This is a genomic window from Thalassotalea sp. SU-HH00458 (assembly GCF_040362795.1).
GTDB classification, from domain to species: Bacteria; Pseudomonadota; Gammaproteobacteria; order Enterobacterales; family Alteromonadaceae; genus Thalassotalea_H; species Thalassotalea_H castellviae.
Window position 1 is genome coordinate 513,057 of sequence record NZ_BAABWW010000001.1, and the last position, 17,724, is coordinate 530,780.

Here is a 17,724-nt window from a genome sequence, read left to right on the forward strand (position 1 = left end):
CAAGAAAACAAAAAATTAAATTTATTACTTGATAAGTAAAGTTTCGAGATGAATAAAGCCTTGCATAAATAAAAAGGGCTCCCAAAAGAGCCCTATAATTAAATGATAATAGAAATTTAAAGTTAAGGAGCAGAATCTATAACAACAGTTGCAGGCATTCCTGCGTAAAACTCTTCTCTCTTACCGTAATCATCATCATAGCCATCAGGTAAATCGAATATAATGGTACTAATACCAGTAGAGCCATCGTAAGTTACTTCTGCTTTTTGTCCTAACTGTGCAGCCGTTTTCCCATCTAGCAATGTCAGATAATCAGGTGATTTTACTTCATAATAATAAGTATCTTCTTTCAATTCCTCACTAAATGTCACAGAGATTTGATTCACTTCATTTTTTAGCTCAACTCTAAACCGCTCAGAGTGAGAAGGTAAAGCGTTAACATCGATATGATGAGTTGGATCCTGCACTGTTATATTCCATTGACCATTTTGTTCCACAAGTTGAACTAATGAAGGCTTATCGACACCAACAGTGTACGTTGTCCCATTAAATGTAAAGCTTTGATTAGCAGTTCCTGAACCTACCTCATGAAAGGCCATTTGTATGATCGTAGAACCAGAGTCATTATATATAAGGCCTTGCTTCTCAACTGTATTAACAACTTGTAGATTATTAGTATTTTGTAGAGAAGACATCAATGAGTTCATCGTATTTTTCTTAGTGGAATTACTATCGCTTTCATTAACAGCATAAGGAATTACAGCGTATACATAACTCGCACCATCTGGTGTAGCTCCTGAACTTACATCTTCATTTGCATCACTGTGTTGTATTGCAATTCTGAAGGGATCTGGAATATCGCCCGTTGAAACATCTTCATGAGCTGATGCGTTACCTATATCTTCAGAGCTATTAATACCACCGTCTTCGCTATAGCGAATATCTATAGACGAATCAGTAAATACAATATATCCAGTATTTCCATGATGAAACCAAACATCATCTGAGACGCTAAACACATAATCATTATTATTTGGTGCACTTGAATTGAAGGTATTGTTACTAGAGGACAAGCTTTCATCGTTACTTGTGCCATCACCAAAACGCACAGCAACTTTTTGAGCAGCTTGCTCTATTGTTGTAACAATTGGATAGGCTATGCTTCCACCAGTTTTTGAATCAATCCCATTGCCTATGGCAATCACTTTGTCATCTAAAAAGAAATATGATTTACGTGCTTTAACTAAGCCATAACCGTTTGGATATGTCGTTGAACCAAGATGATCAGTTAATTCATGATGAAAAGATGCTAAGCCTATTTCACCATTACTCAAGACACCCGAAAAGTGATTCTCATTAAATGCCTCTAGTGATGATTGTGTAGGTATGAGGTCACCTCTAAGTGCCGAAGTTGTGCCTGATAATGTATGCCAATCCCAACTGTAACGGGATAAATCATATTCATCACCATAAGTTTTAACCTGAAGAACACCATTTCCGTTATGGTAGCCGGGGTCTGTTCCAAATGATTCTGCGCCACGCGTACGGTCTGACTGCATTTTGACTGACATATAATAAGGATTGGTATCATCAGAACGATGAATTAGAAAGTCGTTAACCCAGTAAGCTCTGTTATAAGCAGCATTAGGGTTATTATCCACCTTATGTAAGCTAGTATTTAAATCAAATCGTAATTGTTTTAAATCACCATAACCTTTAAATTTATTTTCACTTCCTTTAGCATCTAATAAAGAGTTAATTCCATTACCAACAACTTCACTTTTTGCAAAATCCCCCATTTTATGAGAATAAAATGATCTTCCAGCCGCTTGGTAATCTAACCCCCCCTGATATAGTACCGAAGAATAAAAATCACGTGTAAAATCAGAGCTTACATTAAATACACTATTATCTATAGGCCAAGGAGTATCTTTAAGATCTTTACCATAATGAAAGTGTTCGAATAACCAATCAAATCCATATCCATATCCTGCTAGATCAGCTCGATGTCCTACATGATGTGAAATTGTACCATCAGGGTTTAAGCCTGATTGACTATAACGGAAAGTAAACTTGTGAACTGTATTGATCCAAAACTGCAAATCAGAAAAAGCACCTTTAGGTTCCCACCCAGGTAAAATGGACGTTCCCTCAGTGACAAAGTTTTTCAGTGTATCAGTAACACCATCACCATCTACATCAACTAATATACTCGTTCCATCAGTATTTTTAGTTCCTTCATAATCGGAATACCACCACGGCAATTCAGTTAATGGACGATTGTAGTCATTCCATATTACGGGTAACAATGCCCATGTACGTAATCTATGACCTCTATTAGCGTCTCCTAATGCTCCTGGTGACTCACTTAAAAAGTCTTCCATATAATATCTTAATCTCGAAGATACCCTCCACTCTAGAGGTATATCAAATGCAGCAATATTTAAGAAATGATGCAAGGCGTCATGCGCTTCAACCGCTTCAGTAACACCGTTATCAATATCAGCAATAAAATCTTCGGCAATAAAAACGGCCGCCCCAGCTAATGGATCAGTAAAGTTCCATTGATGGGTCAATTTAGCTGACGTATATTGATCAGTCATATCCGCAAACGTTTGGGTTATGCCATTACTTAAATCATCATGTAAATCATTTACATTGCTAGCTTTAACAAATTCTATAATTGCTCGATAAATATCCTTACGTAAGGTTGCATCTTGCAGGTTATTTTCGTAGTAATAAAATGCCATGCCTGCAATTCGGTCAACTATTTCGATATAGTCTTTATCTGAGGTAGTGTCTACTAATGTAGGTTTGGCTGTATATACGTCAGAGCGTGAAAAATATGCTGTATTAGTAGTATCAAATTGACCAACAACACCGTTATTTAACTCTGTTTGTAAGTTAGTAATATCACTAGCCGTATATTCTTTATCACCATTAACTCGGCTAACACCATCAACTTCCAAACGGATTTCATCTCTGAATTTTTCCATAGTGGTTTTTTCACCACTTCCATGAACAACAACAGTTGCTGTAGCTCTAGCTTTTATCAAATCAGGGTTATTTCCAGATTGTGGAGAGCGTAATTCAACCCTTAATTTATAAGTTCCCGCTTGTAAGTTACTTAAATTTCCAGAAGCTAGCTTGATTTTACCAAACACTCTTCCTTTATCATCTTCATATTTCTCTAGTTCAAAGAAATTATAATAATCATTTTGCCCAGAGAATACGTCATTTTGTCCTTGAGTACCGCTAGCTTGATCTGAAGCAAAAGCAAAATAAAAATTATCACTAAAGTGATTATTATCAGCGTACAGACGACGGTTTTCTTGTAAGTTGATTCTTCCTGTTAGTACTGCACCAGAAACAGCATCATCAATAGAAATATCGAAGTATTCAGCTAATATAGTTAAATTAGTGATATCGCCAGCCCCAATAAAGTCATCAACGCTGTCATCAAAACCATCATTATCAACATCGGTAGTTAAATTAGCATCTAACGGATCAGGATCTAAGGTATCAATAACTCCATCACCATCATCATCAGTATCAACACTGTCATCTATACCGTCGCTATCAGTATCAGTCCACACATTGGCATCATTGGGGCTATCATCTTCACTATCCACATAACCATCACCATCAGTATCAATTTCTTGATTAAATGTACCTGTATATAGAATGTCATCTATAATTATCGCGTCTGTTTGATTATCAGATTTATTCCTAATTTGTACTTCTATTTCTTTAACTGTTGAGCCATCGTATACACCAAATACTTGATCTAGATTGACTGAAACACTCATATTGTCGTTCCAGTCATATCCTCCTGATGGCACTATGATCGTTTCTAAATCTTCAAAACCTAAATCATCGCCATTAGCTCGAACAGTAAATTTTCCTCCTTGCGCCATTCCCTCAGTTCTATAATTAAAACTTAACGTTTTATTGGTTACATCTTGGGTACCAATAGTAAACTTAAACCTAACTTGTTCGCCTGTTACAGAATCTGGCCCCTCTACCTTAGCAGCTAAGTTACTTGCGTTGGATGGGGTTGCTGATGTAATAACGGAGATCCTATTTGCATTATTAGGATCACCGCCGCCGACCTCCAGAGGTGGACTAATGTTTCCATCCTCAAAATCTTCATTAATAAAATCGGTAGCTATTGTTGAAAAGCTTGTTGCGCTTATTATTGTTAATAGAGCTAAGTTAATATTTTTACTCATTACTTAATTCTCCTTTGGTTATTTTTATTTCAACTTCTAAAAAAATATTAAATAAGCAAAGTAGAAGCACAACCCAAATTGAACAATAATTAAGCATTTCTTTTAATTATTTCATATATGGTATTTTTTACTTAAAACAGCCAAAAAAATGATTTTTTTATTGAAGTTCATATTTGAAATAATCTAGATAAAATAAACATAAAGCATGAATTTATCTTCGTTATTAAATAGTGAATTGTTATCTTCTTATGACATTCAATAAAACCTATTGCTATTCCAAGTTTAGGTTAGCATCCGTTTTATTACTGACAGCGTAAAAGGTAAGAAATTAACATGCGTGCTTTGATCATTTTTTTAATTGCCTTGATTAATTTTATTAATCAAATTCAAAATTCAGCACATGCTTTTATAGAATTAAACACACCTAATACGCCTCACCCCGAATGGCGAGAAAAAGCAACTCCAAACAATATAACAACTACTGGACCTGTTACATTTTTATGGCCTGTTCCTCCAAAGATGTTACCTAATCAACAACCTGATCTGAGTTTTGACTTTATCTTATCTCGCCATGCCAATTTAGCTAATCCGGTAATCAATAGTAAAAGACAACAATGGGCATTTTTTAATAGCCATAAAGCACTGGAAGCTGGTATATATTATTGGCAAATCACTGAATATCACTCAGGTAAAAAAACAAGCACATCTCCTATTTACCAATTTAAACAAACTAGCAGTTCTGGAGGGTTTATAACCCCCTTATCAAATAAATTTGTTAATGCAATTGCTTCTGAACACCCTAAATTATTAGCAACATCAAACAGTCTTTCACGTATTCAAGTATTTAAAACCGAATATCCTAAAGAGGTTAAAAAGTTAATTAAAAACGCTAACCAGTATCTAAATGTAAAACTACCAAGCATACAATATGGCGGAAAGTTTTATAAAAATGGCAAGCGAGTATTCAAAAATAAAAAATTCCCCGATAACCACCCTAAAGCAAAACCAACTGGTCGTATTTTTAATTCTGCCGTAAATGCACTCGCAAAAGCTTGGTTACTTACCGATGACGAAAAATATCTAAAAGAAGGTATTCGCTGGGCAAAAGTCGTTACTAACTTTGATCCCAATAAAGATAAAATGACTGCTGGTGGCGCTAATGGCTTCATTGAAGATGATTTTGATTATGCTGTACTCATGCCAACACTAGCCATAGCCTACGATACATTTTATCACTACCTAACAAAGGATGAGCGTGAAGCTATCGGTGGTCAATTACTTCGCCGAACCCAAAGATTTTATGATTATTTTCGAAACCGCTTAGAAGCAAGAGTGATGGACAATCATGCATGGCAACACACTTACCTTAACTTTTTAGAAGCATCATTAGCTTTAGCAGGAGATTACCCACAAGCCAATACATTTCTTGAATACGCATATGGTGTGTGGGTCGCTCGCTTTCCAGTACAAAGTATCACAGATGGTGGTTGGCATAACGGTAAATATGTAGGGGTGAACTTTCATACTTGGACTCATGTGCCGTTATATTTTCGCCGCTATGCCGAGGTAAATTATTACCAGCACCCTTTTTTTACAAACCAAGTGAAATGGTTAATGACTCGTATGCCACCTAATTCTGTTGCAGATGGTTTTAGTGGAGATGGATATGAAGTTGATACAAAAATTAAAGGTGGCACGGTCGACTGGTTGCGTATTTTAAATGCTGAGTTAAAACTCCCTGAGATTGATTGGTATTTAAAAGCTTGGAGCAAAGACAAAACAGAACTGCATATTTCTTGGTTACGCATGATTGAAGGGGTCGCTTCCAACCATACTCCTTTGTCAAAAGAAGACGATGAGTTTGACCCTCAAAAATTAAATAAAACCGAGGTATTTAGAGATACTGGTATCGTTAATATGCACAGCAATAGAATAAATACAGCGCTAAATACCTCGGTAAATTTCCGCTCTGCTCCATGGGGAAATTTTGGTCATAATCTTCCATCAAATAATGCTTTTAATATTTTATATGGTGGTGAGCCATTGTTTTATCCAACGGGATACCGTCATGGTGGAGGTAAGCATGCTTATGAGTGGTATCGACATACTCGTAGTCATAACTCAGTATTAATTAATGGTAAAGGCCAGCCCGTATCAAGTGAAGCTTGGGGACATATTTCGCAAGTGTTAGATAATGGTGAAATTAGCTACGCACTGGGAGATGCTTCCAATGCATACTCAGGCACTCCTTCACCACAATGGCTACAACGATTTACCGCTAAAGGTGTAGACTGGTTTAAACATGCTGATGATAAAAGTTTAGAAAAATTTAAAAGGCATTTAGTTTTTATTCGACCAAATATAGTCATTATCTACGATGAGTTGGCAGCAAATAAGGCATCTACTTGGGACTGGCGAATTCATACACCAAATGAAATGCAATTAACCAAAACAGGTGCAAAAACAAAAAATAATAATGGTAAAGGTATCTTACGTTTGTTTACCAGTAAGCCCTATGTTTCAACTATTACCGATCAAGCTTTACATAAACCGTTTAATGTTGATGGACGACTAAACCGAGAAGGAAAAAATAAAGGGGAAACAGCGATTTATCATGATATAGGTTGGCATTACAATGCAAAGATTAAAAATACAAAAAATGCACGAGTATTAGCAATTATCGATGTATCAAGTAATAAACAAAAAACGGCTAAGGTTGAAGAACTACCTGACGGCACAATTCAAATAGATAGTGTAATCATTAAGGCTGAATTAAATGAAAATAAACCCGCAGCATTACAGGTAACTTTCAGTCATGGCGGAGTTCTCAAAGCAGGAAATCAACTCGCCACTTTAACAAATAATAAAAAAGTCCAAACAGCTGAAAAAATAAAGCTACACGGCAGATAATGAATTATTAATTGGGATTTAAAAATGAAAAACTATTATACAAAATACCTCAATAAACTAACGGTTATATCAGCAGTAACATTAGCTTTAATTGGATGCTCAAATAACGACAATAAAGCTAGCCAAGTCAGTCAAAGTAAGCAACTTGAACGGCCAAACATTTTATTTATTATGTCTGATGACCATGCTGAGAGGGCTATTAGCGCTTACGGACATGAATTAATTAAAACTCCGAATATTGATCGTATCGCCAATGAAGGTATGTTATTTAACAATGCATTTGTAACCAATTCGATTTGTGGCCCATCACGTGCAGTATTAATGACAGGTAAACACAGCCACATTAACGGCTTTAAAGACAATGGCCATGATACTATCTTTGACGGTAGCCAAATGACTTTTCCCAAATTACTACAAAAAGCTGGCTACGAAACGAGCGTTATAGGCAAATGGCACTTAGGTAGTGACCCCACTGGTTTTGATAATTGGCAAGTATTAGTTGGACAAGGAGAATACTATAGCCCGCAATTCAAGAGTAAATCAGGTATCAAGCAATATGACGGAGCTTATGTTTCAAATAAGATAACCGATATTGTGCTAGAGCAACTAGAGCAACGTGATAGATCTAAACCATTTGCCATGCTTTATCATCATAAAGCCCCGCACCGCAATTGGATGGCTGATGTCGATTTATTAGCAAAAGGTGGATTTCCAAAAAAGTATCCTTTGCCTAAAACCTTTAATGATACCTACCAAGGCAGGCCTGCCGCCAAACACCAAGATATGCGAATTAAAGATATGTATCTTGGTTGGGACATGAAACTTTGGCCAGGAGAATATGAAAAAGAAACCAGCACTGGTGGCTATCGTCATGCTGATAGCTTTGATCCTAAAAGAGCAAACAATAGATTCGAAGCTCATTATCACAGAATGACCAACGAACAAAAAGCTAAATGGGATGAATACTACAAAAACAATGCAAAAGATTATCAAGCAGTAAAAGATAACCCTGAAGCGTTAGCACAGTGGATGTATAACCGTTACTTACATGATTACCTTGCTACTGTTCGATCAGTTGATGATGGTATTGGCCGAGTGCTCGATTACCTTGACGAAAATGACTTAGCTGATAACACCATAGTAATTTATACCTCAGATCAAGGCTTTTATTTAGGAGAGCACGGTTGGTTTGATAAACGCTTTATGTATGAAGAGTCGATGAGTACCCCTTTGGTGATACGTTATCCTAATATGATAACAGCAGGTCAGGTAAATAGCAGGCTGGTCCAAAATTTAGACTTTGCACCGACATTTGTAGATTTAGCTGGCCTAGACGTACCTAAAGAAATGCAGGGCTTATCGTTAAAACCATTACTTGACGGCACGATTTCTCCTCTTAAAACGGCAGGCAATCAAGAGTGGCGTTCAAGTCTCTACTATCAATATTTTGAATACCCTATTCCTCATGCTGTAATGCCACACAATGGCGTTCGCACTGAAACTCATAAATTGATTCACTTTACCGCAGAAGGAAACGACTTTTGGGAGCTATATGATCTTGAAGCAGATCCTAGTGAATTGAAAAATCAATATGACAAACCAGGTTTTGAATCCGTTCAAGCTGAACTACATAGCCAACTAAAAAAGTTAAAAAAACAATATCAAGTAAGTAATTAAAAACATTTGGTAAACCGAAGTTTATTCGAGCTAAAGGGCTTAAGTTCCAAATATGGAATACAGCTTTATTTTCTTCGGTTATTGTGTCATTTATATAGCTAAAAATCTTACAGATAATTTCAAATAAATTTTTTATTGATAAACAGTCTGTGAAATCTGACTTAAAACAGAGAGAAAATGAATAACATGAAGAAGTTAATTGGGATAATTATAGTATCAATAGCTTGTCTTTCTGGCTGTGATAGCGTTACTGAAAACAAAGCCACTAAATCAAATAAAACCTTCAAACGGCCTAATATATTAATTCTAATGTCCGATAATCATTCTGATATTCATTTAGGAGCTTACGGTGACAAAGTAGTAAAGACGCCTAATATCGATAAGATAGCTAAAGAAGGTATAAAATTTAATAATGCTTTTGGCGCTTCACCATCATGTTCTCCTGCACGAGCTGCTATGTTAACAGGGCAAGACACATGGAGATTAGGTGACGCTGCAAACCTTTGGGGAGGTTTTCCGAAAGTTGCTGTTTACACCGATATTATGGAAAAAGCAGGCTACCATGTAGGCATCGAAGGCAAAGGTTGGGGTCCAGGAAAAGCTGAAGCAGATGGCTGGACAAGAAACCCTGGCGGTGAGCGATACGATTCCTTTGAAGAGTTTTATAACGAAATAGAAAAAGGTGCGCCTTGGATGTATTGGTATTCCAGCCGAGATCCCCATAGACCATTCAAGAGAAATGGTTGGCAAAAAGCTGGCATTGATTTAGATGCTATTGAGGTTCCATCATACCTACCTGATACTGAAGAAGTGCGTAAAGACATCGGTGATTACTATTATGAAATCCAGTCTTTCGATAGAGAAGTTGACTCTTACCTTTCTCTAATCGGTGAGATGGGACAATTAGAAAATACTATCGTTATTATTACCAGTGACAATGGTTGGCAAATGCCGCGTGGTTTAGCAAACCTTTATGATGCAGGTGTAAAAGTTCCCCTAATTATCTCTTGGCCTGATCATTTTAAAGGTAGTAGAGAAATTGACGACTTTGTCACACTAAATGATTTTGCGCCTACATTTTTAGAACTAGCAGGTATCGAAATTCCAGCAAGTATGAATGCAAAAAGTTTAGTTAATATTCTTCATTCAGAAGCTGAAGGTTTAATAGAGAAAGATCGTGATTTTGTCGTAACTGCAAGAGAAAGACATGCTTACGTTAGACAAGGTGGTGCTGGTTATCCAGGAAGAGCAATACGTACTAACGACTACTTGTTAATTAAAAATTATACCCCTGAGGCTTGGCCAGCAGGTCAGCCACCACTTTATGGTGATGTCGATGCGCATATGTTGCAATACCCCGCAGCGACGAAAATGTACATGTTGATGAATAAAGACGATGAAAAAGTTAAACCGCTATTCAATTTAGCTTTTGGAAAACGACCTGCTATCGAATTATTTGATTTGCAAAAAGATCCTGAACAAATGGTAAATGTAGCTGACGATCCAGCCTATGCAGAAGTAAAAGCAAGTTTAGAAACTAAATTAGTTAATCACCTCAAAGCCACTGGAGACCCTAGAGAAACAGGCGAAGGCTTTGATTGGGATGCATCTATATACTACATGGAAAAAGACAAACGTCCACGTCCAAGTCAGAAAGCTATAGAAGCACTCGGCTTAGAAGAAGAATACGACTACACATCTAACTAAGCCAATCAAAGCTACTATTCGGGCTGCTAACAAAAAGTTACTGCCCGAATAGCAAAAACTCAATGCTAACTCAATACTAATAACATGATGGGAAATGATTAATGAATCGTTTAAACCGAGTAATTGCAAACTTAATATTATTGATTGTTTCTTTGCCTATTTATGCCAAACAACCTAATGTTTTGTTGATCCTTGTTGATGATTTAAACGCTGATTTGGGAAGTTATGGCCACCCAACGATTCAAACCCCTAATATTGATGAATTAGCCAAGAACGGCCTACAGTTTAACAAAGCATTTGTACAAGCAACTGCCTGTGCCCCAAGTAGAACAAGCTTTTTAACGGGGTTATATCCACAACAAACCGGCATTACAGATAATGCGTCAGATTTTAGAGAGTTTATACCTAACGTAGTAACTCTTCCTGAACACTTCCGAAATAATGGCTATTGGAGTGCGAGAGTAGGTAAAGTATTTCATTATAAAGTACCTACTGACATAGGCACGAATGGGCATGACGACCTCCAATCTTGGGATGAAGTTGTTAACCCTACAGGCATAGATAGAGAAGTTGAACCTCAACTTAACATTATTAGTGATAATAAAATTGGTGCAACATTAAGCTGGTTAAGCGTTAAAAGTGAAGATAATGAACATACCGATGGCAAAATCACTCAAGCCGCTTTGTCCCTATTAAAAAAACAGAAAAATAAAAATGATAAGCCATTTTTCTTGAGCGTTGGTTATTTTCGACCACACACTCCTTACGTGGCTCCTGAAAAATATTTCGACTTATACCCTGTTGACACCATTTCACCTTACATTATGCCAGAAGGTGATCGTGAAGATATTCCTCTTGCCGCTCTAGCAGATCGAAAAAATCAATTATCACTAACAATGAAGCAACGTAAAGAAATTATTCAAGCCTACTATGCCTCTATTAGTTTTATCGATAATCAAGTAGGAGAGTTATTAGCAGGTATCAAGAAATTGGGGCTTGATAAGGACACTATCGTTGTCTTTATGTCTGATCACGGCTACTTATTAGGGCAACATAACTTATGGCAAAAAGGTGATCTTTTTGATGGTTCGGCTCATACACCATTAATCATATCGGTACCAGATCAGAAAACAAAAGGCCAACAAAGTAATGCCATAGTCGAGGCATTAGATCTTTATCCAACTTTAGTGGAGCTTGCAGGTTTACCATCACCAAAATATCTACAAGGAAAAAGTTTATTACCAATATTAAAGTCAACAAATACAAGTGTTAGGTCGAGTGCGTACACTACAATGCCTAGCAGAGCTTTCCAATATTATGATGAAATGAAGTACCTAGATGTAACTGGCCATAGTATTAGAACCAACAAATTCAGATACACTGAATGGGGTAATGGCGCTTTTGGTGTTGAACTATATGATCTTGAAAACGACCCTCAAGAAATAAATAACCTCTATCACAACCCTAAATACAAAACTAGTGTTATGAAATTAAAACGCTTACTAAATAAAAGAAAAGCTCATGCGGAGTTAGAAGCTATAGCATGGCAAGAGTAATTTGTTATTGCTCACTATTTCAATTATTTATTATATCGATAGCATGGGGAGCTGAAGATCAGCTTCCTATAAATTCACTAAAATATGAGCTATTAAAGTCTTACGACTTCTCCAACTCTGTTCAAATGGAAGATTGGGAGATAGAAGGTCCTGGTAGCTTCGCTATATCGAGTAGCCAAATGCTATTGGTTTCAGATTACCAACAACGATTAATTTCATTATTAAAGCCAGAACAAATATGGCAAGGTAATGGAACCCAAGAAACTTTATTTAGAGAAACGCTATTACCTTTAATAGCTGAAAATAACCCTGAGTATTTACAAAATTACATTAAAGGTACACCTATACGCTACGGCAATATAGTGCTATGGAATAAGCTTTCTTTACCCTCAAACTATGCCATTGAATATGATTTTCAAAGTGCTAGCCCATATCCTTTACACATGTTGTTATTTTCAGCAATGGGTATCAATGAACAAAGTATTTTTTCAACTAGACTACCTAAAAGAAATGGTATCGCTAATCAATACATGAATAGCGATTTGAGTAACTACCGCATATCTTATTTTTCAGGCAAGAGAGCCACAATAAATATGCGAAAATCACCTGGTAGACATTTAATTGCATCTATCCCAGAACTCCCCTCTCTCATTATGGGAGAAAAATATAAAATAAAGCTAATTAAATTTAATCAACATATCCACTTTTATATTAATGACGCATTGATTATTGATTATATAGATACAAACCCTTTGTTAGGTGGTCATTGGGGGTTTCGTTTAATGCTCTTTGCTAAATCTTATTATGACAATATAAAAATTTACTCTCTTAAAAATTAATTCAATAGTTTAGGATCAAATATCCATGTCAAAAAGAACCTCATTAAAAAGCTGGAAGCTATTAGAAAGTCATGCTCAAACAATAAAGTATTGTCATATCAAACAATTATTTGATGATAACCCCAATAGGTTTAAAGACTTTTCATTAAACTTAAATGAATTCTTGTTTGATTTTTCTAAAAACCTATTAAACGAACAAATACTAAAGGATTTATTTTCACTGGCCCGTGAATGTGAATTGGAAGGCTGGCGTGAAAAAATGTTTAAAGGTCATCGTATAAACACAACAGAAGACCGAAGTGTTTTACATGTGGCGCTGAGAGATCGAGCAAATGAAGCTATTTTTCTAGAAGGAGTAAACCTTACAAGTCAAATAAATACTGCCATTAATCAAATCAAAAAATTTAGTGATAAAGTAAGAACGGGTAACTGGAAAGGCTACTCAGGAAAACCAATAAAAGACATTGTTAACATTGGAGTCGGTGGTTCAAACTTGGGTCCTCAGATGGTTACAGAGGCCTTAAAACAATATAGTGATAATAAGCTCAACATTCACTATGTTTCAAATGTAGACGGCACTCAAATAGCTGATGTACTGACACCATTAGATCCATCACAAACGCTATTTATTGTTTCCAGTAAAACATTTAGCACTGTAGAAACCATGACCAACGCAAAAACGGCAATGAACTGGTTAACTTCAGCCTCTTTTAATCAAAGCGCTATTAGTAAACACTTTATTGCTGTTTCTAGTAATAAAAAAAATGCCTGTGAATTTGGTATTGAAGAAGAAAACATTTTTGATATGTGGGATTGGGTTGGAGGAAGGTTTTCATTATGGTCAGCAATTGGTTTACCCATAGCACTTGATTTAGGCTTTGAAAAGTTTATTGAGTTACTGCAAGGCGCACATGAAATGGATCTTCATTTTAGAAACTCCCCTTTAGAAGAAAATGCGCCTGTCATCATGGCGTTAATCAGTTTATGGAATTGCACGTTTCTTGGTTCTCAATCGCAGGCTATTTTACCTTATGATCAACCACTTCATAAACTAACTGCATATTTGCAACAAGCAGAAATGGAAAGTAATGGAAAATCAGTTAACTGGTTTGGAGAGGAAATCGACTACCCAACGGTTCCGTCAATTTGGGGCGAAATAGGCATTAATGGCCAACACGCTTTTTATCAATATTTACACCAAAGTAATAATATAGTTCCTGCGGATTTTATAGGTTCCGTTAAATCAGTCACTTCTGTTCAAGGCCATCATGATACGTTAATGGCCAATTTTTTTGCTCAAACAGAAGCACTAATGAATGGTGTAGATGAAAAACAAGTTCGTACTGACTTAATGGCGAAAGGAAGAACTAAAGAATATATTAATAAAGTTGCACCGCATAAAGTTCATAAAGGTAATCGACCTACAAACACCATATTACTAAACCAAATAACACCAAAATCGCTAGGTAGCTTAATTGCTCTGTATGAGCATAAAATATTCTGCCATGGAATATTTTTACAAATATGTTCATTTGATCAATGGGGAGTAGAGCTAGGTAAAGGTTTAGCAAATAATATCTTATCTGAAATAAAAGATGATAAACCTATTACGTCTCATGACAGTTCTACAAGAGAGTTAATTAATCACTATAAATTAGTGAGTAAACAGGGTTAATAATAGTGATGGTGATTACTATAAAGTATATTATTTATCCACAACCTTGATATAGATTCAAGGTTGTGAATTTTTCCAGCATTACTTTAATGAGCTAAAATGTAAACTTGGCTTGCTGCAAGTAAAAACGCACCTACACCATAGACATCTGTATCTTCTTTTCTAACTGTTCGAGGATCATAACCAGATGATTGAACATATGCTAAGCGACCATCGGCATAAATATTATTGGATAAATTACTCCATGCTTTTTCAACAACGGCTTGATACTTACTTTTTTCCAAAATTCCTTGGTTTACTCCCCACGCAAGGGCGTAAGTGAAAAAGCTCGAACCGCTATTATCTGGCATATCAAACAACTTAGGGTTTATTAAAGAAGGATGCCAACTACCATCAGGTTGTTGAATTTCAGCTAGCTTATTTGCCATTTCTTTGAATTTACCTATGTATTGAGCACGTTTATTATGCTCCTTTGGTAAAATTTCTAACATGCGAACTAAAGAAGAAATCGTCCAGCCATTCCCACGACTCCAAAATATTTTCTTATCATCAACATCTCTAGCGTTAAGAAATCGAGAGTCTCTATAAAGTAAACTTTCTTCCGAATCCCAAAACTTATTAAAAGAAGCCCAATACTCATATTCAGAAAATTCTAGATATTTAGCATCTTCTGTTGTTTTAGCCATGTGCGCCCAAACAGGAGCCCCCATAAATAAGGCATCAATCCATGTCCAGCGCTCTCTACATGTATTAAGCAATTCATGGCAGCTTTGCTCAGCTTCCTTATTTACTGTCGGCCAATTGGCGTAAATATAATCAAGACGTTCTTGTAGAGGAGTAAGATCTACACGTTGAGGATATAAATCATATAACTCAAGGTAAAGCTGACCAATAATATAATCATCTGCATCATATACTCTCCGTTCAACTTGCCAATTATATTGCTCAGCTTGGTTTAGAATAAAGTTCAAATATTTTTCATTACCTTTTATTTGTCCCCATTCAACCATACCTAATGACATAGTACCCATTAGCCAACCACCAAAACTATAACGATTCATTCCTTGAAAGTTTTTGAGAGGGCTATTTAAAAAGGTATTTTGATGACGAATTTGCCAATCAGCAACTAAGTTCGCATGTGCTAAGACACTTTCTTTGGAAAAGTTACGTTCAAAGGAGCTCATAGGTGCTGCTACATCGATGGTATATGGTAATAATCGAGGAGCTTTAAAAACTTGTTGAGTTCGTTCTTTTTCAAGTTTAACACTACACCCCGATAAAGCGACCCATACGGATGTGATCAAAATACATGATACCTTACTGATTTTTTTCATTACCTTGCCTTTAATATTTTAAGAGAACGGTTCGCTTAAGCTTTAAACTAAATAAATAGATACAAACCAATACACCTTTAATATCTGAATAGATTACCTAGTTCAATTGTTTATGTCTTTTGATAGAGTTTCAGTTCAAATATGGAATACACTATTAATTTTTATTAAGTTCAAACCAAAATGGCTCTCCATTTTCTTGCCAATTGCCAATGTGCTTCTCTAAAACATCCCCTTGCCACTCTTTTTTGTTATAAGGTAATGCTACTTTCACAGGAATATAAGCCTTTAGTTTTGCTACAACCTCTTTATTTTCTTCATATTTAACGACATTTATTTGTTCAAGAGGATCTTCTCGGTGGTTATATAATTCCTCACTACCATCACGATACCTGATATAGCGGTACTGATTTGAACGTACAGCAAAATTTTTGTATCGCCATGAAATCAAGACTGGATGATCCCACTCCTTTAAAGGATCAATTAATAAAGGAGTTAAATCCTGGCCATCATAACGTTCTTGCGGAGGTAAGTTGGTCAGAGAGACTAAGGTTGGATAGATATCTATTAAACTGACAGCAGCGGAAACTTTATGACCATTATTTTTGTTATTGGGTGTACTTATAATTAACGGAATTCGTGTTGCTTCTTCCCAAAGAGACATTTTTCGCCAATTCGTTTTTTCTCCTAAATTCTGACCGTGATCAGATGTTAAGATAACAATGGTATTATCATCTAAACCCGCTAATTTGAGTGATTCAAGAACTCTACCGACTTGCTCATCAATAAAAGCAATACTCGCTAAATACCCTTGTATCAACTCCTTCCAATTTCCTTTGAGCGATAAAACCGCACCATGATCACCACTTGGTATACTGCCCATAGTCATCGCTTTACCGTATAAGGGAATATCAGACATATCATCTACTTTAGGTAAATCAATTTTACTTAAAGGAAACATGTCAAAATACTTTTTAGGAACAGCAAAAGGAAGATGAGGCCTAAGAAAGCCTAATGCCATATAAAATGGCTGTTGTTTTGCGTATTTATTGGGTTTATTTTTGGCGTATTGAGTTAGTTGATTTATTCCCCATTCAGCAATTAACTCGTCAGGCATTTTACCATTTGGTAGTTTATCTCGAGAAACTACCCCAGCAGTTAAAGATGTACCCTTGTTAATATTAAGTTCTCGTTTTATCCGAGTGCCGTTATCAGGAAACGGGTAAAACTTATAACCTTTATAACCATCACCATTAACCAACATATCATCTGTTGGCAAAACCGTATCTAATGGCAAGTAACTATCGTATGTTTTGTCATCAAAGGCATCGCTATCATCAGTCACCCATCGATGATAAATTTTTCCAGCACCATATGTTTTGTAACCTTTCTCCCGAAACAACTCCGTTAAATGAGGCCTGTTTTTCACAACACTATGAGCATTTACTTGGTGATCACCATTAGTATAAAACCCAGATTTATGTGGTAGCACCCCTGACATTAAAGCAGCTCGAGAGGCGGCACAAACAGGTACAGCAGTATGTGCATTGGTAAAACTAACCCCTCTTTTGGCCAACTTATCAATATTAGGAGTTTTAGCTAATGGATGAACGTTTAAGTTTCCCACCCATGCATTTAAATCATCAATTGTGATTAGCAGAACATTCTTACTGCTTTCATTTGCTAGACTGCTAAATGATAACAATAATAAAATTAGTAATATTCTTCTCAATAACAGGCTGTTGTTTTTTGTAAATCCTAAGTGATACATCATTAAAAAATTGCCTATCTCACTTA

Annotated in this window: 9 protein-coding genes; 6 read left to right on the forward strand and 3 right to left on the reverse strand. The window is 36.1% G+C overall.

Going from position 1 to position 17,724, the window contains the following annotated elements:
• Positions 1-122: 122 nt before the first annotated feature.
• The gene (locus tag ABXH06_RS02285) at positions 123-4,232 is read right to left on the reverse strand and encodes a polysaccharide lyase family 8 super-sandwich domain-containing protein (RefSeq protein ID WP_353517132.1); all 4,110 of its coding nucleotides are present in this window, start codon (positions 4,230-4,232) and stop codon (positions 123-125) included.
• A gap of 333 nt (positions 4,233-4,565) precedes the next feature.
• Between ABXH06_RS02285 and ABXH06_RS02290 the strand changes: the two genes are divergently transcribed.
• The 6 genes from ABXH06_RS02290 to pgi all read left to right on the forward strand — a co-directional run bounded on the left by ABXH06_RS02290 (position 4,566) and on the right by pgi (position 14,596).
• Complete coding sequence (locus ABXH06_RS02290; protein WP_353517133.1) at positions 4,566-7,142, forward strand: DUF4962 domain-containing protein; 2,577 nt, start codon at positions 4,566-4,568, stop codon at positions 7,140-7,142.
• Positions 7,143-7,166: 24 nt separating this feature from the next.
• Positions 7,167-8,819, forward strand: a complete 1,653-nt coding sequence (locus tag ABXH06_RS02295) for a sulfatase family protein (protein ID WP_353517134.1) — start codon at positions 7,167-7,169, stop codon at positions 8,817-8,819.
• Positions 8,820-8,996: 177 nt separating this feature from the next.
• Entirely contained in the window at positions 8,997-10,526 is a 1,530-nt protein-coding gene (locus tag ABXH06_RS02300; protein ID WP_353517135.1) for a sulfatase family protein, read from the forward strand.
• A gap of 101 nt (positions 10,527-10,627) precedes the next feature.
• A complete protein-coding gene (locus tag ABXH06_RS02305; RefSeq protein ID WP_353517136.1) occupies positions 10,628-12,082 on the forward strand; it encodes a sulfatase in 1,455 nt (484 codons plus the stop codon).
• Complete coding sequence (locus ABXH06_RS02310; protein WP_353517137.1) at positions 12,070-12,921, forward strand: DUF1961 family protein; 852 nt, start codon at positions 12,070-12,072, stop codon at positions 12,919-12,921. Before ABXH06_RS02305 ends, ABXH06_RS02310 begins: the two co-directional genes overlap by 13 nt.
• Before the next feature lie 25 nt (positions 12,922-12,946).
• Entirely contained in the window at positions 12,947-14,596 is a 1,650-nt protein-coding gene (pgi, locus tag ABXH06_RS02315; protein WP_353517138.1) for a glucose-6-phosphate isomerase, read from the forward strand.
• 86 nt (positions 14,597-14,682) lie between these two features.
• Here the strand turns inward: pgi and ABXH06_RS02320 are convergent, their stop codons facing one another.
• The gene (locus tag ABXH06_RS02320; protein WP_353517139.1) at positions 14,683-15,930 is read right to left on the reverse strand and encodes a glycoside hydrolase family 88/105 protein; all 1,248 of its coding nucleotides are present in this window, start codon (positions 15,928-15,930) and stop codon (positions 14,683-14,685) included.
• 154 nt (positions 15,931-16,084) lie between these two features.
• A complete protein-coding gene (locus ABXH06_RS02325) occupies positions 16,085-17,701 on the reverse strand; it encodes a sulfatase (RefSeq protein WP_353517140.1) in 1,617 nt (538 codons plus the stop codon).
• Positions 17,702-17,724 lie beyond the last annotated feature (23 nt).